This window comes from Pseudoalteromonas sp. A601, assembly GCF_002165575.1.
Taxonomy (GTDB): domain Bacteria; phylum Pseudomonadota; class Gammaproteobacteria; order Enterobacterales; family Alteromonadaceae; genus Pseudoalteromonas.
The window spans coordinates 101,573-120,495 of record NZ_MXQF01000003.1 but is presented as its reverse complement, the minus strand read 5'-3'; the positions used below and the strand labels follow the sequence as shown (position 1 = coordinate 120,495).

General features: G+C 39.2%; 17 protein-coding genes and 1 pseudogene. 3 read left to right on the top strand and 15 right to left on the bottom strand.

Annotated elements, in window-relative coordinates:
- Positions 1-9: 9 nt before the first annotated feature.
- The 12 genes from B5G52_RS03415 to B5G52_RS03360 form a co-directional block, all read right to left on the bottom strand.
- Positions 10-2,745, bottom strand: a complete 2,736-nt coding sequence (locus tag B5G52_RS03415; RefSeq protein ID WP_087531294.1) for an ExeM/NucH family extracellular endonuclease — start codon at positions 2,743-2,745, stop codon at positions 10-12.
- Positions 2,746-2,911: 166 nt separating this feature from the next.
- Positions 2,912-3,919, bottom strand: coding sequence for a porphobilinogen synthase (gene hemB, locus B5G52_RS03410; RefSeq protein ID WP_087531293.1), 1,008 nt, complete (start codon positions 3,917-3,919; stop codon positions 2,912-2,914).
- Positions 3,920-3,928: 9 nt separating this feature from the next.
- The gene (locus B5G52_RS03405) at positions 3,929-5,779 is read right to left on the bottom strand and encodes a diguanylate cyclase (RefSeq protein WP_087531292.1); all 1,851 of its coding nucleotides are present in this window, start codon (positions 5,777-5,779) and stop codon (positions 3,929-3,931) included.
- A gap of 2 nt (positions 5,780-5,781) precedes the next feature.
- Entirely contained in the window at positions 5,782-6,564 is a 783-nt protein-coding gene (locus tag B5G52_RS03400; protein ID WP_087531291.1) for a TatD family hydrolase, read from the bottom strand.
- Entirely contained in the window at positions 6,564-7,085 is a 522-nt protein-coding gene (locus B5G52_RS03395; RefSeq protein WP_087531290.1) for a hypothetical protein, read from the bottom strand. The genes B5G52_RS03400 and B5G52_RS03395 overlap by 1 nt, the downstream gene beginning before the upstream one ends.
- The gene (gene tatC / locus B5G52_RS03390; protein WP_087531289.1) at positions 7,086-7,829 is read right to left on the bottom strand and encodes a twin-arginine translocase subunit TatC; all 744 of its coding nucleotides are present in this window, start codon (positions 7,827-7,829) and stop codon (positions 7,086-7,088) included.
- A gap of 46 nt (positions 7,830-7,875) precedes the next feature.
- Complete coding sequence (gene tatB / locus B5G52_RS03385; RefSeq protein ID WP_087531288.1) at positions 7,876-8,205, bottom strand: Sec-independent protein translocase protein TatB; 330 nt, start codon at positions 8,203-8,205, stop codon at positions 7,876-7,878.
- Between the two features lie 5 nt (positions 8,206-8,210).
- The gene (tatA, locus tag B5G52_RS03380; protein ID WP_087531287.1) at positions 8,211-8,450 is read right to left on the bottom strand and encodes a Sec-independent protein translocase subunit TatA; all 240 of its coding nucleotides are present in this window, start codon (positions 8,448-8,450) and stop codon (positions 8,211-8,213) included.
- A 67-nt stretch (positions 8,451-8,517) separates the two neighbouring features.
- Positions 8,518-10,122, bottom strand: coding sequence for a ubiquinone biosynthesis regulatory protein kinase UbiB (gene ubiB / locus B5G52_RS03375; protein WP_087531286.1), 1,605 nt, complete (start codon positions 10,120-10,122; stop codon positions 8,518-8,520).
- A gap of 17 nt (positions 10,123-10,139) precedes the next feature.
- On the bottom strand, positions 10,140-10,745 hold the full coding sequence (locus B5G52_RS03370) for an SCP2 domain-containing protein (RefSeq protein WP_087531285.1): 606 nt from the start codon (positions 10,743-10,745) through the stop codon (positions 10,140-10,142).
- A 37-nt stretch (positions 10,746-10,782) separates the two neighbouring features.
- Positions 10,783-11,538, bottom strand: a complete 756-nt coding sequence (gene ubiE / locus B5G52_RS03365) for a bifunctional demethylmenaquinone methyltransferase/2-methoxy-6-polyprenyl-1,4-benzoquinol methylase UbiE (RefSeq protein ID WP_087531284.1) — start codon at positions 11,536-11,538, stop codon at positions 10,783-10,785.
- Positions 11,539-11,636: 98 nt separating this feature from the next.
- Entirely contained in the window at positions 11,637-12,623 is a 987-nt protein-coding gene (locus B5G52_RS03360) for a GGDEF domain-containing protein (protein WP_087531283.1), read from the bottom strand.
- Between the two features lie 343 nt (positions 12,624-12,966).
- Here B5G52_RS03360 and B5G52_RS03355 point away from each other — a divergent pair, with 343 nt between their 5' ends.
- The gene (locus tag B5G52_RS03355) at positions 12,967-14,754 is read left to right on the top strand and encodes a DUF885 family protein (RefSeq protein WP_087531282.1); all 1,788 of its coding nucleotides are present in this window, start codon (positions 12,967-12,969) and stop codon (positions 14,752-14,754) included.
- 131 nt (positions 14,755-14,885) lie between these two features.
- Positions 14,886-15,593: pseudogene (locus tag B5G52_RS03350) on the top strand (glutamate synthase-related protein); the annotation flags it as partial.
- Between the two features lie 182 nt (positions 15,594-15,775).
- On the opposite strand, the gene B5G52_RS03345 reads toward B5G52_RS03350, so the two are convergent.
- The 3 genes from B5G52_RS03345 to B5G52_RS03335 are packed head-to-tail and all read right to left on the bottom strand — an operon-like array spanning position 15,776 to position 18,143.
- Positions 15,776-16,105, bottom strand: a complete 330-nt coding sequence (locus B5G52_RS03345; protein WP_087531281.1) for a hypothetical protein — start codon at positions 16,103-16,105, stop codon at positions 15,776-15,778.
- A gap of 16 nt (positions 16,106-16,121) precedes the next feature.
- Positions 16,122-17,609 (bottom strand): DEAD/DEAH box helicase, encoded by a 1,488-nt coding sequence (locus B5G52_RS03340; protein WP_087531280.1) that lies wholly within the window; start codon positions 17,607-17,609, stop codon positions 16,122-16,124.
- Complete coding sequence (locus B5G52_RS03335; RefSeq protein ID WP_087531279.1) at positions 17,610-18,143, bottom strand: hypothetical protein; 534 nt, start codon at positions 18,141-18,143, stop codon at positions 17,610-17,612.
- A gap of 126 nt (positions 18,144-18,269) precedes the next feature.
- On the opposite strand from B5G52_RS03335, the gene B5G52_RS03330 reads away from it, so the two are divergent.
- On the top strand, positions 18,270-18,497 hold the full coding sequence (locus tag B5G52_RS03330) for a helix-turn-helix domain-containing protein (protein ID WP_087531278.1): 228 nt from the start codon (positions 18,270-18,272) through the stop codon (positions 18,495-18,497).
- The last annotated feature ends 426 nt before the right edge of the window (positions 18,498-18,923 follow it).

The following is an 18,923-nucleotide window of genomic DNA, read 5'->3' as shown; positions in this document are numbered from 1 at the left end:
ATAATTCATTTATTTTTTAGCTTTTCTTCTTGCTAAAAATGGTAATGCTAATAAGCTTAACCACGCTAATGAGCCCGAATCCTCTTCATCATCGTCTGTTTCATCATTGCTTATATTTATAAATACTAATTGTGCAGCGGACAAATTGCCTACGCTATCCTGTGCCTGCACCATTAATGTAATTTTACGTTCAAACTCATAATCAAGCGCCGCAGCGACAATTAGCTGACCTTGTTCATTTATAGTGATTGCTGAGTGACCAGACACAATAAATTTAGTGACAGGCGTGTAGTCACTATCTGCATCTGTAAATTCTAAAGTGCCAATAACAGTACCAATATCTGCGCTTTCAATGATATTAAAGTTTTGCTCAGCGGTTAACACTGGAGCTTGTGGCTCTGGTGTTGGCTTAGGTTCAGCAACTGATTTAATATCAACAATGACAGGGTCATGGTCTGATGCACGATATGCGCTTTGTGAGTAAAGGCTAGCGACTTGGTTATCTGACTTAAATTCAACGTTATAATCCAGGCTGATCGGTTCATCAGCATTGATATGCCAATCAGTTGCGGCGACAACTTTATCCAGCAGGCTTTGTGTTGCTACAGCATGATCTAGGCTGCCCAAGCGGCCTGAAAAGCTATATGAATAACCCAGTGTGTTACCATCAAGCTCAGCAATCACATTTTTATAGCCCTTATCAGCAAATGCACGAATTGGATCTTCCATTGCATATGCGTTCATATCACCAACTAGAATGATGTCTTCGTCTTCAACACCTGTTGGTTTGCTGTCTAGCCAATCGGCAAAGGCATTCGCACCTGCTACGCGAATTTCATTCCAGCAAGATTGGCCATCACCTAAATCAGCATTATTACCGTCAGCGCTGCCGCAGCTACCTTTTGATTTTAAGTGAGCTACAGCGACAGTGAATACTTCACCTGAGTTTATTGCTTTAAAGCTCTGAGCAATTGGCGCACGGTTACTGTAGTCAAATGGGTATTCAGTGGTTATTGCAGGAGTACCCACTTCACTGACCATATTTGCACGATAAATTAGGGCAGTAGTAATGGCATCAGTACCAATTTGGTCAACGTTAAAGTCTACAAACGCGTATTCGTTATTACTGTCAGCGTCGTTCAATGCAGACACTAAACTTGCAACAGCACTGTATTCATCAAAGCCATCATTTTCAATTTCCATCAAACCAATAACATCAGCCTCTAGTGCGGTGATAGCACTTACCAATTTAGCTTCTTGACGAATTAACTCCTGCTCAGAATCGGCGCCACGGCTGGTCGGGAAGCCACCGCCTTGGCCGTCACCATTAAAGTAGTTTAGTACATTAAAGCTCGCTATCCGTAAGTTTGCATCAGAGTGTAATTCAGGAGCATCAGTACGTGGGTTTGTAGTAGTAAACTCAGGTTGTACCGTTGGGTGAATACGGTAACGATCAAAGCTGTAACCCAAAACGCCAGTAATAACGCTGACGGAGTCGCCCAAGCGTAATGTATTGAAGGCACCTAACCCTGTTCCAGGATAAGATACCGGGTCAAGGTTTTGTTTCGTTGAGCCATCATCCAATAGAATTTGTTTCTTCTCATTTTCAACTTCTACTGCATTTGCAGCATCACCCGGTAAAGCTATTTGTGTGCCTTGGTATAAGCGTTCTGTGGCAAGGCCAACCTCACCATAGCGACCAAGGCCATAATTGTTGGTGACAACGAGTGTTTGCTCTAAGGTCACCAGCATACCTTCATAAGCTTCTAGGTCGCTTATACTTGCAACTGGCAAGGCAATTTTTGTAGCCGTTGCTGTTAAGCCTGAAGCACATATTTCGATTTGGCTTACATCGCCAATTTGTGTCGCACTGTAATATTCAGCGACCGTACCTTTGACGCGAATATGATCACCGACAGCTACATCGGTATCTGAAAAATATACAAACACGCCTTCCGATGTTAATGGGTTGGTATCAATATCTGCTTCAAGAGAAGTAACAAAGAAGCCATTTAATTGCTCGCTTCCTTGGAAATCAGCAGTAACGATACCTTCAAGCTCAATTTCTTGATTTAGTAATGGGCTATCGCCTCCTTCGGCTTGGACTGCATTAATGAGCGTTTTAGCTGCGCCACACTCTAACGGCGTTACCGGTTCTGGATCTGGTTCAGGTGTTGGCTCAGTACTTTCTCCGTGAAAGCCTAGTCCGCTAAAGTCATCTTTATCAAATTGTAGCCATTGCTCACTCGGATCAAACTCGGTGCTAGCATCTGTACGGCCAGACGCTATATCAGACTTGCGGCGTAGTGTTTTATCTTTAGTTGTTACACCACCATTGCTCCAAACCCCATCAGCTCCTATTTGACCAAAGCTATCAACTACACTGGCACCCAAGGTAAGGGTTAAAGCATCATCACCATTAAAGTTTACTGCGCTACTGAATAGATCTGCTTTATTCTTTAATTCATCTACAGCTCTACTATCAGAAGTAACAATTACATATGTGCTGTTTGCGGCTATAGAACCTGTTAGATTCTCGCTTGATGTCGCTGATACATTTTTATTTGAAAATAAATTAAGTGTATAACCGTCTAAAGATATGGCATCAGATGATGTGTTATAAATTTCAATCGCTTTATTATAACCACCCCCTTCAACATATTCTGAAATGATTAGGTTTGCTGATGCTGGAGCACTAAGGCTTGCAATAACAAGCGCCAGTGGCGTTATTTTTGTAGTAAACATTATTATTTTTTCCCGTGTATTGTGTCCCAAATGGGACAAACAGTTTAAGGAAAATTTATGACAAAGAAAATACAGGATGTTAATATTATGAAAATAAAAAGGGCGAACAATCGCCCTTTATTGAATGATCTATCTAGAACAGTATCTATTTAACCTACCATTCAAGTTACTTATTAAGCCATTGCGCAGCTTGTTTTGCAAAGTAAGTTAAGATCCCATCAGCTCCAGCACGTTTAAACGCGAGTAGAGACTCCATAATTGTCGCTTCTTCGGCTAACCAACCGTTATCAATGGCTGCTTTATGCATCGCATATTCCCCGCTGACTTGATAAGCAAAGGTTGGCACGCCAAATTCTTCTTTAACACGATGTACAATATCTAAATATGGCATGCCGGGTTTGACCATTACCATGTCTGCACCTTCTTGTAAGTCTAAAGCAACTTCGCGAAGTGCTTCATCAGAGTTTGCAGGGTCCATTTGATAGGTTTTTTTGTCGGCGCCTTTTAAATTACCAGCAGAGCCTACCGCGTCACGAAAAGGTCCATAGTAACTAGATGCATACTTTGCAGAGTAAGCCATAATACGAGTGTGAATGTGACCATCAGTTTCAAGCGCTTCACGAATAGCACCAATACGACCATCCATCATATCGGAAGGAGCAACAACGTCAGCGCCAGCCTCAGCATGTGAGAGTGCCTGCTTAACTAAAATTTCGGTTGTAACGTCGTTAATTACATAGCCTTCATCATCAATAATGCCGTCTTGGCCATGAACTGTAAACGGATCAAGTGCGACATCAGTAATCACACCCAGCTCAGGAAATGCGGTTTTTAATGCACGTACGGTGCGTTGTGCAAGACCATCGTCACTATAGGCTTCTTCAGCCAAAAGCGATTTTTTATCCGCAGGTGTAACAGGAAAAATAGCAACTGCTGGAACACCTAGCTCCACTAATTCTTTTGCTTCTGTGAGCAATAAATCGATAGATAAACGCTCGATGCCTGGCATCGATTCTATGCTTTCACGGCGATTTTTTCCTTCAAGTACAAATACTGGATAGATTAAATCATTAACACTTAGTTGATTTTCAGCCATAAGGCGACGTGAAAAATCATTACGACGCATTCTACGCATACGTGTATATGGGAAAAGATCCAGACCTGATTGGGCCATTATTTGCTCCTAGTCTAATATTGGAAAGCTGATTACGCGGTTACGACCATTTTGCTTGGCGTGATAAAGTGCTTTATCCGCGCAGTCAGTGAATAATCCTGGGTTATTAATATCTTCTGCGACAGCGCAATAGACACCTGCACTAATTGTAAATTTTATATCTGAGTTGGCAACAGTGATTGTGGTTTCCATTATTAATAGCCTGATGGATTCAGCTATTTCTAGCGCACCTGCCATTGGGGTATTGGGAAGTAACACAACAAACTCTTCACCACCGTATCGAGCCACCTCATCAAGTGGGCGTTTTAAGTGGCTTTTTATTATATCAGCCACAGCACGAATTGTTTGGTCACCGATTAAATGGCCATAACTATCATTGATCACTTTAAAGTGATCAATATCGAGCATGATAATACTTAAGGGAGTTTGTTCTCGACGAGAGCGGCGTAAATCCATGACTAACTTTTTGTCGAAATAACGTCGGTTTTTAATTTTTGTTAACGGGTCTTCCATATTGAGCTGCTCTAACTCGCGATTTTTTTCTTCAAGCTCACGTAAGGTAACTTGTAGCTCAAAAGTTCGCTCTTCAATATTGCTTTCTAAGTCTTGTCGAGCTTGTTCTTGCAACTCTAAACGCTCTTGTAATAACTTATCTTGAGCCTCATTTTGCGCTATTTTTGCTTGTTGTAAGGCTATTTGTGCATCGCGCTCAATGATGAAATGCCTAATAGTGGCAAAGCTTAAACTTAAGGCGCAGATTAAAAAGCTAATAAACATAAAAGGAAGACTTCGAGAGTTAAAGTCGAAGATGTTAAATACAACGATGTTTAGATAAATTAAAGAGGCGCAAAAAGTTATAGCTCCTGTTAACAAAGCATTCAGCGGTTGGCTGGGTTTATGCTTAATGTTTATAGTTATAACAATGCTGTGTATGAGCATCATCAATAGACTTGCAAGTAAACTATAGCTTACAAATAGTTGAGTTGGCAGCCACCAAGTAATAAGTAAACTGGTGAGCAAAAGATAATTACTCCAAGTATGTATCTTATCGAACTGAGGCCAAATAATCTCAGCTTTTAATTGCTCAAATAAGGGCTTGAATAAGTAAGTGGTAATTAACAACATGCAGGGAATAGCAAGCTGTTGCAAGCTTGGTAAAGAAGGGTGGAAATAACGATAACCAAAGCCATAAAGGTAGATGAGTAATAACCATAGAGTAACAAGTATGCCTGAGGAGAGCGCAAAGTAACGTTTTCTTGAAAAAATAAATAACACAAAGCAAGTTAGAGCGAGAGATAAAATAAAACCTACAAGTAAGCCATAGAGTAGGTTAAATTTACTTTTATATTTTAAATACTCATCGTTTTGCCAAATACTTAGGGGCACTCTTAAACCGGCTTGATTTTCAACTCGTAATAACAAGGTGGATGTACTTTGTGCAGGCAGGGCTAATTTTACTAATAAGGATTCATTTTTTATTTGTCGGTTTTTAAGGGGTAATGCATCACCAATCTCTTTAAAAAGTAAAGTTTCATTACGGTGATAATGATAAATAGACACTTTATCTAATAGCGGATTATCAATAGATAATAAGATAGCGAGATTGGTTTGTTCAGTATTATTTAGTTGAACGCGTATCCACGCGACTTGTTCACTGAGACCTAGATTTAAGTTATGTTTGCGAGTAGTGCGCCAGTTTGTTGTCGTTTTAGCTTGTTCGATCGTCAGGGGCTCAGCTGTATATTCAAAAGGAATATCTTGTAAGTGACTGAGCTGTTTATCAAGCGAAATACTGGTTGCAAAAGTTGCAGAGGAACTAAATATAAGGAAGCTAAGCAGCAACCACCAAGCACACCGCATAATCAAGCCTTAGTGATAAATAGCTGTTGAAAGTTAAGTGTAGTTTGTTTCGCTACTGTTGCAAAGTCTAAGCCTTTTAATGTTGCAATAGTCTGGCATACATAGGGTAAATAGCATGGCTCGTTACGGCGTGATTTTGGCTTAGGTTTAATTGTTCTGGGTATTAAAAAGGGCGCATCTGTTTCTAGTAATAATCGTTCTAATGGAATGCTAGGTATAAGTTGTTGTAATTCTTGACCACGACGCTCATCACATACCCATCCAGTAATGCCTATATATAAACCTAGTTCTAGGTATTGTTCTAAAGCGTGTTTATTGCCAGTAAAGCAGTGTAAAACACCCCGAACACGATACTGTTTTAAAATTTTCAGCATATCTTCACTCGCATCACGTTCATGCAAATACACGGGAAAATTTAACTGTTCAGCTAATATGAGCTGACGCGTAAATACACTTCGTTGAATGTCTCGAGGTGAAAAATCACGATTATAATCTAGGCCACATTCACCAATAGCGACCACTTGTTTTTGTTGAGCAAGCAAAGTTAGTTGTTGCTCTAATTGCTGATCCACGGTTTTAGCATCATGGGGATGGACACCTGCGGTAGCTAATAGCTGGTGTTTTTCTGCAAGGCTTTGTGCTTGCTGGCTGCTTTGTACATCACAGCCAATAAGTAGCATTTGGTTAATTTTTTCTGCTTTAGCGCGCGCAATAACAGCTTCATGCTGGCCATCAAATTGATGATTTGTAAGGTTTACACCTGCATCTATTAGCATTGAGGTCATTAATCAGTACGTTTCACACGAATAGTACGATTTTTCCCTTGTTTCTTCAGCAAAAAGGAATTGAACATACCACGTTCGATAATGACTGTGTCACCAGAGTCTAAACGTAATCGGTCTGAACCTATTTGACGCCATTGCTGGCCGTTATCAAGTGTAATGATCAGCTCGCCATATGGTGCTTCTTTAACATTAGTAACATTTGCTGTTATTTCGTCATCATTTTCTTTTGCGGCTTCTTTATGTTCTAAACCAAAATCTTCATTTTTGGTTTTTACTATTTTATCAGTAGCTACCACTGCACCGGCTGTTGCATCAGATGCGACCGTCTCAGTAGAGGTTAACTGTTTTGTCGTTGTTGGTTTGCTTAATGATTTTCCTGCCATTGTGTTGTCGTAGCATAAGAGACGATTAAAATCATTTTCAACGAAAGTGCAGGCCTGTAGTGCTTGTAAGTTCACTTCATCGGCATAAACTGTTGATGCACTTAAAAGTGCTATTATTGGTAATATTTGTTTTTTCATTTATTCCTCTGATTCATCTTGCTGAGGCTTAACACTGTAAAAAGCCGCTAAAATTAATCCCAATTCAAATAACAGTAGCATCGGAAATGCTAATAATGTTTGTGAGAGTACGTCTGGTGGGGTTAAAAACATAGCCACCACGAAAACACCTACCACAATATAAGGGCGCTTTTCTTTTAAGCTTTGAGTGGTAGTAGCGCCACTCCAACATAGCAACATGATTGCTACAGGTATTTCAAATGCGACACCAAAGGCAAAAAATAGCTTTAAAGCAAAGCTTAAATAGCTGCTTATATCCGGAGCTAAAGTCATCATTTGTGGACCCACACTGGTAAAAAAACCGAGTATGATAGGTAATACCACAAAATAACAAAACGCAATACCGCTATAAAACAATAGAATACTCGACGCTAAAATTGGCATAAGCATACGCTTTTCATGCTTATATAAGCCAGGAGCAATAAACCCCCATATTTGGTGTAAAATTACCGGGATCGCTGCAAATAATGCGACAAATAATGTCAGTTTAAATGGAGCAAAAAAGGGTGCCGTGACATCGGTTGCGATCATAGTTGCGGTACTTGGTAAGTGCGCGACTAATGGTGCGGCAACAAAGCTGTAAATATCGTTTGCAAAGTAAACGAAGGCAATAAAAAACAATAAAATAGCTAACAGTGCCTTCATTAGCCTATTACGTAATTCAATTAAATGACCAACAAAGCCAGATTGAGTTTGTTCAGTCATAATTTAATTCTTACCTATGAATAGACCAGGGACAGCAAAAATAATTTCATTTTTGTTCATCAATATTCACTTTATCGGTTTGCTCTGGCGTTTTTTTATAGCTGTGGGTTACTGAGTCAGCTGCTTTTTGAAGTTCATCAACAGAGTCTTTTAAAGCGGGACTTAGATCTTGCATACTTTGTTGCTCTGCTTTTTTTAGATTTTGATGTAATTCATGCACGCGAAGCTCTTCGTTTACCTCTGCTTTGACTGAGTTTGCCATCGTCTTTATAGTTTTAATCCAGCGGCTTACAGTTCTAATAGCAACAGGTAATCGCTCAGGACCAAGTACAATAAGGCCCACAATCAAAACTACAATAAGTTCCCACATGCCCATTTTAATTAAGCCTTATGGTCTTCTTTGCTTTTGTCAGTCGTTTCTTTATTTTGCACTGAGTTATTAGACTGCTCTATGTTGTCAGTGGTTTTTGCTTGTTCTTCTTCAGATACAGCTTTTTTAAAGCCTTTTACGGCGTTACCTAAATCACCGCCGATACCACGTAGTTTTTTAGTGCCAAAAAGTAGCACTATAATTGCTAACACTATTAATAATTGCCAAATACTGATACCGCCAAAGCCCATGATTTACTCCAAATTTTATTGTATGTTTACGCTGATTATACTCAGCAAAATGTAAATAGCACTTAGTTTATGCGTTTCGCCACGCTAAAATAAAGCCAATTAATGAACAGCTAGCTGCAACAGTGCTGGCTATTATGTCGCTTTGTAAGTAACACAAGCCTGAGACTATCATTGCGGCGCCAGCAAACACTCCCATGATAAGTGGTTTATGTGACGCTGGTGCTGCTAGTGGTTCACTTGTTTTGCATTGCTGCTTCAAGTTGTAATAAATTAGATCTGGTAATTCGGGCATTTTTTCAGCCCAAAATGGCAAGTTAGCATACATTTGCTTAAGTACCGCGAGTGGCCCTACTTGCTGCTTGACCCAGTCTTCTAAAAAAGGCTTCGCTGTTTGCCACAAATCAAGTTGTGGGTACAGTTGCCGTCCGAGTCCTTCAACATACAGTAAGGTCTTTTGTAATAGCACTAATTGTGGTTGAACTTGCATATTAAAGCGACGAGCGGTATTAAATAGGTTGACTAACACATGACCAAACGAGATCTCAGCTAGCGGCTTGTTAAAAATCGGTTCGCACACTGTGCGAATGGCAAACTCAAACTCTTCTACACTGGTATCTTTAGGCACCCAGCCTGAATCAACATGTAGCTGCGCAACTTGGCGATAATCACGGTTAAAAAAGGCGATGAAGTTTTCTGCTAAATAACGCTTATCTTCTTTATTAAGTGTGCCAACAATACCGCAGTCTATACCAATAAACTTAGGGTTTTCTGGCGTATCATAAGAGACAAATATATTACCCGGATGCATGTCAGCATGAAAAAAACTGTCGCGGAAAACTTGTGTGAAGAATACTTCAACACCACGTTCTGCAAGGAGTTTCATGTTAGTGTTTTGCGCCATTAGGGACTCTGTGTCAGATACCGCAATACCGTAAATACGCTCCATCACTAAAATATTCGATCGGCTGTAATCACTGTAAACATAAGGTATATATAGCGAGTCAGAGTCTTCAAAGTTGCGCCTTAGCTGGATTGCGTTGGCACCTTCGCGCATTAAATCGAGCTCATCAAGCAATGTTTTTTTATACTCTTTTACTACTTCGACGGGGCGCAAGCGTTTTGCTTCATTAACGAGTTTTGCTATTACTTTTGCAAATTGCTCCATTAACGCTAAATCAGCATCAATCTGTACTTTGATATCAGGACGAATCACTTTTATTACTACATCTTGTGGTTGATTGTGTTCGTCAATTAAGGTGGCGGTATGTACTTGTGCGATAGATGCTGACGCTAATGGTGTTTGTTCAAAGTCACTAAAGCATTCACTAATGTCATTAATCTCTAACGCATTTTCAATTAATTGTTGCGCAAGCTCGCCTTCGAAAGGCAGTACTTTATCCTGTAATAAGGCCAGCTCTGTAGCTATATCATGTGGCAGCAAATCTCGTCGTGTTGACAGCATTTGACCAAATTTAATCCATACCGGGCCTAGTTGTTGTAACGCTAGGCGCAAGCGTAACCCTGCTGATTTTTCTTTATGTTTATTTTTAAGCCAAAATAAACTAGCACGGCCAACTTTGCCATACCAAGGAATTTTTTTGCTTGGAATTAACTCATCTAAACCGTAATTAAGCAGGGTTTTGGTAATGTAATAAAGCCGAGCTGCTGACACAAATAATCCTTACTGATTTAGTGGATCTGAAGTAATTGGTTGATACGTTGCTCAAGTTGAGCGACTTGACCTTTGAGCTGACGTGTTTGCTGTTTGAACTGGTCAAGCTCAAGTGGGTGAATGGTCACTTTGAGTTCGTCTTGACATAATTGGGTTAAGGTCGCTGTTACTTTGTTGTCTGTAACTAATGCTTGGTGTTTAGCACGCTGCATTATTTGCCATAACTGTTGTGCGGGAGCATCACCTAAGTAGCGAGACAAATGTTCCGGCCAATCTATATCCATAGCTGAAAATGCATTACTAAAGCCTTGAGCTATGTTTAAATCACCTTGTAAGTCTAACTTATCTTGGCGAATTAACTGGGTCAACATAGCAGGGTTTTTAAGGGCTAGGAGGGTTTCTATATCACCACTAATCATACAGTCGAATTGTTGTTCGTTAGTGCTGTATAAGTGAATACCTTGCTTGGTAAAGACTAATAAAAATTGTTGTTGCCAGTCTCGGATGTCAATAAGTAATCGTTTATGTGACACAGGCTCAAGTTTATCGATTAAGGTGGTATCAAGTTTTAAGCTGGTATTTAAAATACGTTCAACCAGCGCAACAATAAAGTTAGTCAACATAACAACACCTTAATTCGGTTTTGGTAAGAATTATATTTTAATATTTAAAACCACGATGTAGGGCAACAATACCACCGGTTAAATTTTGATAAGTCGTTTGTTCGAAGCCAGCGTCTTCCATCATGCTTTTAAGGGTATCTTGATCTGGGTGCATACGAATCGATTCAGCTAAGTATTTGTATGAATCGCCATCATTAGCAACGAGCTTACCCATAGTCGGTAATAAATTAAAAGAGTAAAAGTCATAGGCTTTACTTAATACTTCATGCTCAGGCTTTGAAAACTCTAATACTAATAAACGTCCGCCTGGCTTTAAAATACGGTACATAGAACGCAGTGCTTTATCTTTATCCGTGACATTACGTAGACCAAAAGCAATGGTGATTAAATCAAAACTGTTATCTGGGAATGGCAATGCCTCAGCATTCATCTGCACATAGTCAATATTACCAACAAGGCCTAGGTTGTGAAGTTTTTCACGACCTACTTTTAGCATCGATGAATTAATATCACCTAAAACTACTTGCCCTGTATCACCGACAAGTTGGCTGAATTTAGCGGTTAAGTCGCCAGTACCACCTGCTAAGTCGAGAACGTGATGCCCTTTACGAACGCCCGAGCTGGCAATGGTTTGGCGTTTCCACAAACGATGAATACCAAAAGACATGAGATCATTCATTACGTCATATTTTGCTGCAACGGAATGAAACACGTCAGCAACCATAGAAGCTTTGTCTGTTTCGGCAACGGTTTTATAGCCAAAATGCGTAGTCTTTTCTTGATTCTCGTTCATGATAAATCTCTATCGTGGTAATAGAGACTAGTGTACTTGATAGTACCCCTGAGGTGCAATTTGATTATAGAAAAAATGCTTTTGGATCAAGCATGAGGTTATTGTCCAGTGATAAAGCTGCTTTGTCCTAGTGATTTTGCTTTATAGGCCGCATTTGATGCTTTACGAGCGAGTTTATTAAAGTCTTTTTCATCTTGGTGCTTTGCAATACCTAGGGATAGGTCAATGGTGGGTAGTTTTAGACCGCTCTTAGAGCTAACAAAACGTAGTTTTTCAACACCATTACGGACTTTTTCAGCAATAACATTGGCAGTTTCAGGATCTATATCAGCTAATAAAATGGTAAAAGCATCTTTGCCCGTGCGACCAGGTAGTCCACTTTCAAACACGTACTTTTGTATTTGCTTGGCTACTTTATTTAAAATAACTTCGCCAATCATGTCGCCATAATTATCAATAAAGTGATCTAAATTATCAATTTGAATAGCAATTGCACAAACAGACTTGTTTTGATTTAACCAAAGTTGAGTTTGTTGGTTTAAATAATGGCGCTTATATAAGCCTGTTTGTTGGTCTGTAATATGTTGTTTACGCAGCTGTACTAATTGTTGCTGGGTTTTTTCTTGCAGCCTTTTTGCTTTGATAAGCTCTTGTTTAAATTGTTGATGTTGAGTAAGTAATTGCGCTGTATGCTTGCTTAAGGTATCAAGTGCTAACCGGCTTTTTTGAGCGTTATTTTCATCGAGCGAATGTACGCAATCACTCACTTGACTAGCAAAACGAACAATATCATGCTCTGTTGATTTAGCACTGCGTGAGAGTGAATTAATAATCCCATCGACATTACGCACCATTGATGTTTCAGCCTGGTGGGCTTGGTCCATATAATCAAAGTACAGTTGTTCGATGTAAACACAGTCTATTTCTTGGCCAAGCGCAACTGCGCGGTCTAATGTGGCGTTTAGCTCTGCATTTACTTGGCTAATATAGGTATAAACAACATTATAATTGAGTGGGGAGGGTGGTAGTGCATGACGTTCTAAAAAGATACATACTTTTGTCATTTTTTCTTGAGCAATAGCCATGGAGTCATGGAACATCATTTATTTATACCAATTAAATACGCATAACAGCTAAACTAAATAACTCACTCCTTAAGACATCAGCGCAATCCCAGCATTTGATACTTACCTACATTAATCTGTATCGCGCGTATTTAAAAGTAAAAAAGTACTTTTTACCATGGATATTTACTTTTTTGCCGATCGATAGCTTGTTTTATAAACGATAACAAAGTGCTGTTTAAGTACTAGGCAAACCTTGAAGTAAATTTAACCTGATCAAAGCAACTCTTGGTCGCATTTATTTTGGTAAAACTGATCGAATAAGGTAGTTTAAAATCAACTAAAGTTCGCAGAGCCTTTCAAGATGAAAATAAAGTTCAAAAATAAGACACCAGCTGTTTTTCGCCATTCTGTATTAAGCATCGCGTTTGTATGCTCATTAAGTGCCTGTCAAATGACGAGTGTTGATAGTGATCAACAATTCACTGCAGTGGCGCAATCAATCGTTGATTATCGCAAAAGCATCAGTCCATATAGCAGTCCTGAGGGAGTTGATGGCTATTTATTAAATAACTTATCAGCTGAGTTTTTAGAACAAAAATATCAAAAAAATACCGATCTTTTGGCGCAGCTTGATGACATTGATAAAGACACACTAAGTGAAGAAAACCGTATTAACTTAACCATCATACGTGCCCAAGTGCAGAACAGCATCGATGAGTATGTATTTAACAGCCATTATATGCCGCTGACATCTGAATATGGTTTTCACTCGAGCTTGTCTTTTATGGTATCGCAATCTGACTTTAAAACCTCAGCAGACTATCAGCTATATTTAGAACGTTTGCAGCAAATTCCTCGATTTTTCGCGCAAAATATAGGATGGATGCGTAAAGGTTTAGAGGTCGGGCTAACTCAACCTAAAGCGGTATTGGTAGGTTATCAAGACTCAATTACAGCCTATATTGTTGATGATGTAACGCAATCAGAGTTTTATAAGCCATTTTTAACTAACACCGCGGGCTTACCTAATGGCGAGTTTAGTACACTGCAGCAGCAAGCGAAAAAAGTAATTAAAGAGCAAGTGATTGGTGCTTATAAAGATTATCTGACCTTCTTTAATGAAGAATACCAACCGGGTGCGCGCAGTGAAGTTGGCATTTCAACCACGCCAAATGGCGAAGCATTTTATGCAAACAGGGCAAAGTACTACACAACAACAGACATGACACCAAAAGAAATACATGAGCTGGGTTTAAAGGAAGTTGCTCGTATTCGTAGTGAAATGGACGAGGTAATTAAAGAAGTGGGCTTTGAAGGCTCGTTTGCCGAGTTTGTGCATTTTTTACGAACTGATCCGCAATTTTATGCCACAACACCGGAAGAGTTATTAAAAGAAGCCTCATATATTGCGAAGAAAATGGATGCGCAGTTACCAAAGTTGTTTCATACCTTGCCTCGTATGCCATACGGTGTAGCTCCAGTGCCAGCTAGTATCGCGCCAAAATATACAACTGGTCGCTACTCAGGTTCGCGTCGCGATGATCAAGCTGGATATTATTGGGTAAATACGTATGCACTTGATAAGCGCCCACTTTACGTTTTAGAAGCGTTAACTCTGCATGAAGCAGTACCTGGTCATCACTTACAAATTTCGTTAAATGCAGAGCTTGAATATTTACCTAGTTATCGCCGTGATGCGTATTTATCCGCGTTTGGTGAAGGGTGGGGATTATACTCAGAATACCTAGGCCTAGAAGCCGGTTTTTATCAAGACCCTTATAGCAACTTTGGCCGTTTAACTTATGAAATGTGGCGTGCAGCGCGGTTAGTGGTTGATACTGGCATGCACATGTACGGCTGGAGTCGCGATCGTGCGATGAAATTTATGAGCGAAAACACTGCGCTTTCATTACATAACGTCAAAACAGAAACTGATCGTTATATTTCGTGGCCCGCACAGGCGTTGTCATACAAAATAGGTGAGTTAACGATTAAGCGTTTACGTAAAGAGACTGAACAAGCGCTTGGCCAAGATTTTGATATTCGTGAGTTCCATAATCAAATTTTACGTCACGGCTCTGTGCCGATGTCAGTGTTAGAAGATCAAATCTATCAATACATTCAAACTGAGCTAGAAAAACGCGGCTAAATTTCTATCCTTACTGTATCTCGGTGCGTGCTTGCTCGGCACGTAACCGAGTTTTCCTTTTAAAGCATTTGCTTGAAACTTGTTCTACTTATATGCTCAAAGCTAGAAAAATAACCAGCAAGGGGCGTTGCGTGAGTAATTTTATTATATTTAGTATTGATGTATTTGCCAGTTTATTCATTGTGGTGTTTGGGTGCTTAGTTTTATTAGTAATTTATTTTTACATTAGTGACGTTACTCAATCCAAGCATGCGATTCGTAAAAACTATCCAGTTATTGGTCGATTTAGATATTTTTTTGAGCGTCAAGGAGAGTTCTTTAGACAGTACTTCTTCGCGATGGATCGTGAGGAAATGCCATTTAATCGCGCTGACCGTAGTTGGGTATATCGTGCGGCGAAAAATGTTGACCGCACTGCGGCGTTTGGCTCAACTCAGAGTTTAGAGATTACGGGCACCGTGATGTTCATGAACTGTGCTTTTCCTACCTTAGATGAAGATGCGCTTGAACCCAGCGCTGTTACCTTAGGACCTTATTGTCCAAATCCATATATTACTAAATCACTGTTTAACGTTTCGGGAATGAGTTTTGGCGCTTTATCAAAACCTGCGGTGCGTGCGTTATCAAAAGGTGCAAAAATGGCTGACTGCTGGATGAACACTGGTGAAGGTGGATTAAGCCCATATCATTTGGAAGGCGGGGCTGATCTGGTATTTCAAATTGGTACAGCTAAATATGGGGTTAGGGACGAGCACGGTAACTTAAGCGATGAAAAGCTCAAAGAGATTGCGGCTCATGAGCAAGTTAAAATGTTCGAAATTAAAATGAGCCAAGGCGCAATACACCAAAAGTAATAAAACTGACATCTTATATATGCTGGCATAATAAGAGTTAAATTGTAACTTTGTCAGTCAATGATTTTTATATTTTAACTGACAACTAGAGTTTGTTATGTCAATGCTTTTATCCATGAATAAGACCTTATGAGTTCTACGAAATAAACCTGGCACAGCCTTAAAAACTAATACTTATTTATTTCTCGTATATTTATTTTTTCAATGTTTGTGTCGCTTCTTTTTTCTTGCCTTAAAATGTCTTTCAGTACGCTCTCTGTATAGACAGAAGTTCCGCCTTCACCTAGAACAGGAAGTTGATAGGTAGAACCAGATTCTTGAGGCCAAATCCAATATTTTCCACAATCAGATAAAGCGGGAGGCTTATTAGAACCAGAGCTAAGTCGCCACGAATCACCGTCTAGGTAGCCACCGCGCCAGCTTGCAAATATTTTAAAATACACTTCTGCTTTGCTAGTAAATTTTAAAATTACCCAGCCATGAGGTTTGTGAATCATAAATACACCAATTTTTCTAAAATACTTCTGAGCTAAGCTGGTTGAGTTTTGTCATTGATTGCTCTGAAATGATCAGTTGATCGAAGCCGTCAATTTCAAGCTCTTTGTGGTTAAACTTACCAAATATCCCCATGATCTTATCGGTTGATATGGCTATTTCATTTGGTAGAAGATCTGTAAAAGAGGTTGGGCTTTCCTCGGTATGCATTAATGTATCTCCAATACTTATAATTGCTTTAGCTGCTTCTATATCAGTAGAGATTTCATCATCAATATCTATATCATCATCTAAGGCATGATGAGCCTCGGTAGTTATCTCTTCATCCATCTGAGCGAATTTTACTTTTGCTAACCCATCAGGGATGTCCTGGGCTACTCGATAAGCATACTCAACAAGCTTTGGTTCGGCTGGCATAAACAAAAATGCCTGTTGGTTAGGTGCATTGGTAATGCGTAGCAAGCGTCCCATTACTTGTCGGTAATTCATTTCAGTTTTTACGTTAGACAAATAGCAGCATACCTGAAGACGCGGTATGTTCGTGCCTTCTGATATCATTCCAACACTGATGATCCATTTATCTTGGCTAAACCTGAAAGATCGAATGAGATCATTTGCATTACCTTCATCACTAGTAACAACAAGTGCGCTTTCTCCAATAGCCTGCCTCATTATGAGCTGTATTTGCCAAGCATGAGCAATGGAGGAGGCAACGATTAACCCACCTGCTTCTTTATTTAAGGCACGAAGCTCATTTAGCTTATGACTAGAGTGTATTAATAGTTGCTCTATCACGCTTGTGTTAGTCACAATATCAGAATAAGGAATAATTGATTGAGACAATAGATCTAAAAAGCTGGTGAAATGGCTTGTTTCACTACCTTCTACAACGGTTATTTGATCGTTGTCTAAAGCAACGACTTGAGGGATACGACATACATTGTCAGTAATAGCTTGTCTTAAGCCATAAACATAATCACATTGTATCTGCCCCGATTCATTACAGTAATCAGCAAGTGCGATGGGTAAGGCATCTGAGCGCCACGGTGTACCAGTAAGCGCGATAGTATACGCAGCTTGTTCTTTAATAGAGGTTATTATTGGCTTCCCCCAAGCGTTGGCGTCTTTTATATTTGAACCAGCACAGTGATGGATCTCATCGAAGATCACAAGCACACGATACTTTTTAAATAAGCGCCATACAGATTTGTCTAGCGTACTTAATGCTTGATAAGTAAATGAATTGCCCAATGCGCCAATGGTTCCGTCAAAGTGCGCTTCGAATTGTTCGCTTAACGCTTCACTAAAATCATGCGCTACGATTGAGGAAGGAGAAAAACAAAGCACAAGATCGATATCACCTTGGTCATATAGTAATTTAGCTAATACAGACGCCATAACGGTTTTACCCGCACCTGGGGTGGCAAGTGCTAAAAAGTGTTTCTTTGATTTGTACTTATAAATCGCAGAGCGAATGCACTCCGACTGCCAACGCCTTAGTTTCATTTACGTGTTCTCTTTAATTGATTTAATAAGTTCATTTAAAACAGAAATCTTCCCTTTTAAGATATGGTTGCTCTCTTGAACAGCCATGTATCTTCCTTTTAAGTCATTATGTTGCTCAGGGTATATGTCCTTCAATGCAACATACTCTTTTAGCGCGCCTAAGCCTTCAAGTAACGCAGAGTTATATTGATTCAAGCGTTGAACAAGCATTTGGGGATAGCTAATAGGTGTATTTTCACGTGTCACTTCATGCTGCAATTGTAAAAACATTTCTTTTAAAATTGCATGGTCAAACAAGTCTGTTTTGGAATAACGAGTAAGCCCTTTTTTCTTTGTAGTGCTTCTTGTTAACCAGCCCCTTCTAATTAATTTTAAAAGTTCCTCATAGACAAAACGACGAGATATCGTTGGATTAAGTTCTTCATCTTGCTTTAACGCAATATAAGCAGTTCTAATTTCAGTTGCAGTAAAGTGATTGACGTTGGGCATAGACAAAATTTGGATGACAGTTTTGTCTAATTCGAATTTTTCCATGCATAAACCTCAAAAAATATAATAAAAACACCTTAAATATGCATATATGCATTAAATAGGATTATATGCAATCGTGTAAACCAACGCAATGTGGGATATTTACTCTTTTATGTCTGAGACATTCCAATGGATGATTTTTCGAAAAAATTAGGTAAAAACATCAAGATGATGAGAGTCTTTAAAGACCAAAGCCAGGCCGAATTATCATTTAAATCTGGCTTAGATCAGAGCTATTTAAGTCGAGTTGAAAACGGTACTGCAAACGTAACTGTCAATAAGTTATGTTGTATCGCTAACGCACTTGAATGCAACCTCGATGAACTGGTTCCCGCAATAAACCAGCCAAAGGGTTGATAGAAATATCTTCATCTAGAAAAGAAAACTTGGTATCTATTTAGCTCCCAATTCCTGCAAATATACACGGCAAATAAATCAAGCACGCGCTTTTATTACATATCTTTTAAGAAAGCCCAAGCTTCACACTAGGAAATTTATAGAATTAAGTTAGCATATTATCATCCATAATAAGAAATAGATGATTTTTTGAAAAATATCACCTTAAAAGAATTAAAGTTAAGCTTTTGATTTAAAATTAATAATTAAGAGGATATAACCAGAAAGAAAATAACAAAGGGTAATAGTAGGGTTCTACTACTTGCATTGAATTGATATTAGGCTTACTCTATAAATCAAGCTGAGTAGTAGCGTCGTACTACCCGCTTAAAGAGAATCACAAACTAAGTACCAGTTAGGTTGTGATTTATAGACGGCGCATTAACT

Coding starts and splice junctions, on each gene's coding strand:
- B5G52_RS03400 (WP_087531291.1), bottom strand. CDS start 6,564: ATGACCTCAATGCTAATAGATGCAGGTGTAAACCTTACAAATCATCAA.
- B5G52_RS03395 (WP_087531290.1), bottom strand. CDS start 7,085: ATGAAAAAACAAATATTACCAATAATAGCACTTTTAAGTGCATCAACA.
- B5G52_RS03370 (WP_087531285.1), bottom strand. CDS start 10,745: ATGTTGACTAACTTTATTGTTGCGCTGGTTGAACGTATTTTAAATACC.
- hemB (WP_087531293.1), bottom strand. CDS start 3,919: ATGGCCCAATCAGGTCTGGATCTTTTCCCATATACACGTATGCGTAGA.
- ubiE (WP_087531284.1), bottom strand. CDS start 11,538: ATGAACGAGAATCAAGAAAAGACTACGCATTTTGGCTATAAAACCGTT.
- B5G52_RS03415 (WP_087531294.1), bottom strand. CDS start 2,745: ATGTTTACTACAAAAATAACGCCACTGGCGCTTGTTATTGCAAGCCTT.
- tatC (WP_087531289.1), bottom strand. CDS start 7,829: ATGACTGAACAAACTCAATCTGGCTTTGTTGGTCATTTAATTGAATTA.
- B5G52_RS03355 (WP_087531282.1), top strand. CDS start 12,967: ATGAAAATAAAGTTCAAAAATAAGACACCAGCTGTTTTTCGCCATTCT.
- tatB (WP_087531288.1), bottom strand. CDS start 8,205: ATGGGCATGTGGGAACTTATTGTAGTTTTGATTGTGGGCCTTATTGTA.
- B5G52_RS03360 (WP_087531283.1), bottom strand. CDS start 12,623: ATGGCTATTGCTCAAGAAAAAATGACAAAAGTATGTATCTTTTTAGAA.
- B5G52_RS03335 (WP_087531279.1), bottom strand. CDS start 18,143: ATGGAAAAATTCGAATTAGACAAAACTGTCATCCAAATTTTGTCTATG.
- B5G52_RS03405 (WP_087531292.1), bottom strand. CDS start 5,779: ATGCGGTGTGCTTGGTGGTTGCTGCTTAGCTTCCTTATATTTAGTTCC.
- B5G52_RS03330 (WP_087531278.1), top strand. CDS start 18,270: ATGGATGATTTTTCGAAAAAATTAGGTAAAAACATCAAGATGATGAGA.
- B5G52_RS03345 (WP_087531281.1), bottom strand. CDS start 16,105: ATGATTCACAAACCTCATGGCTGGGTAATTTTAAAATTTACTAGCAAA.
- B5G52_RS03340 (WP_087531280.1), bottom strand. CDS start 17,609: ATGAAACTAAGGCGTTGGCAGTCGGAGTGCATTCGCTCTGCGATTTAT.
- tatA (WP_087531287.1), bottom strand. CDS start 8,450: ATGGGCTTTGGCGGTATCAGTATTTGGCAATTATTAATAGTGTTAGCA.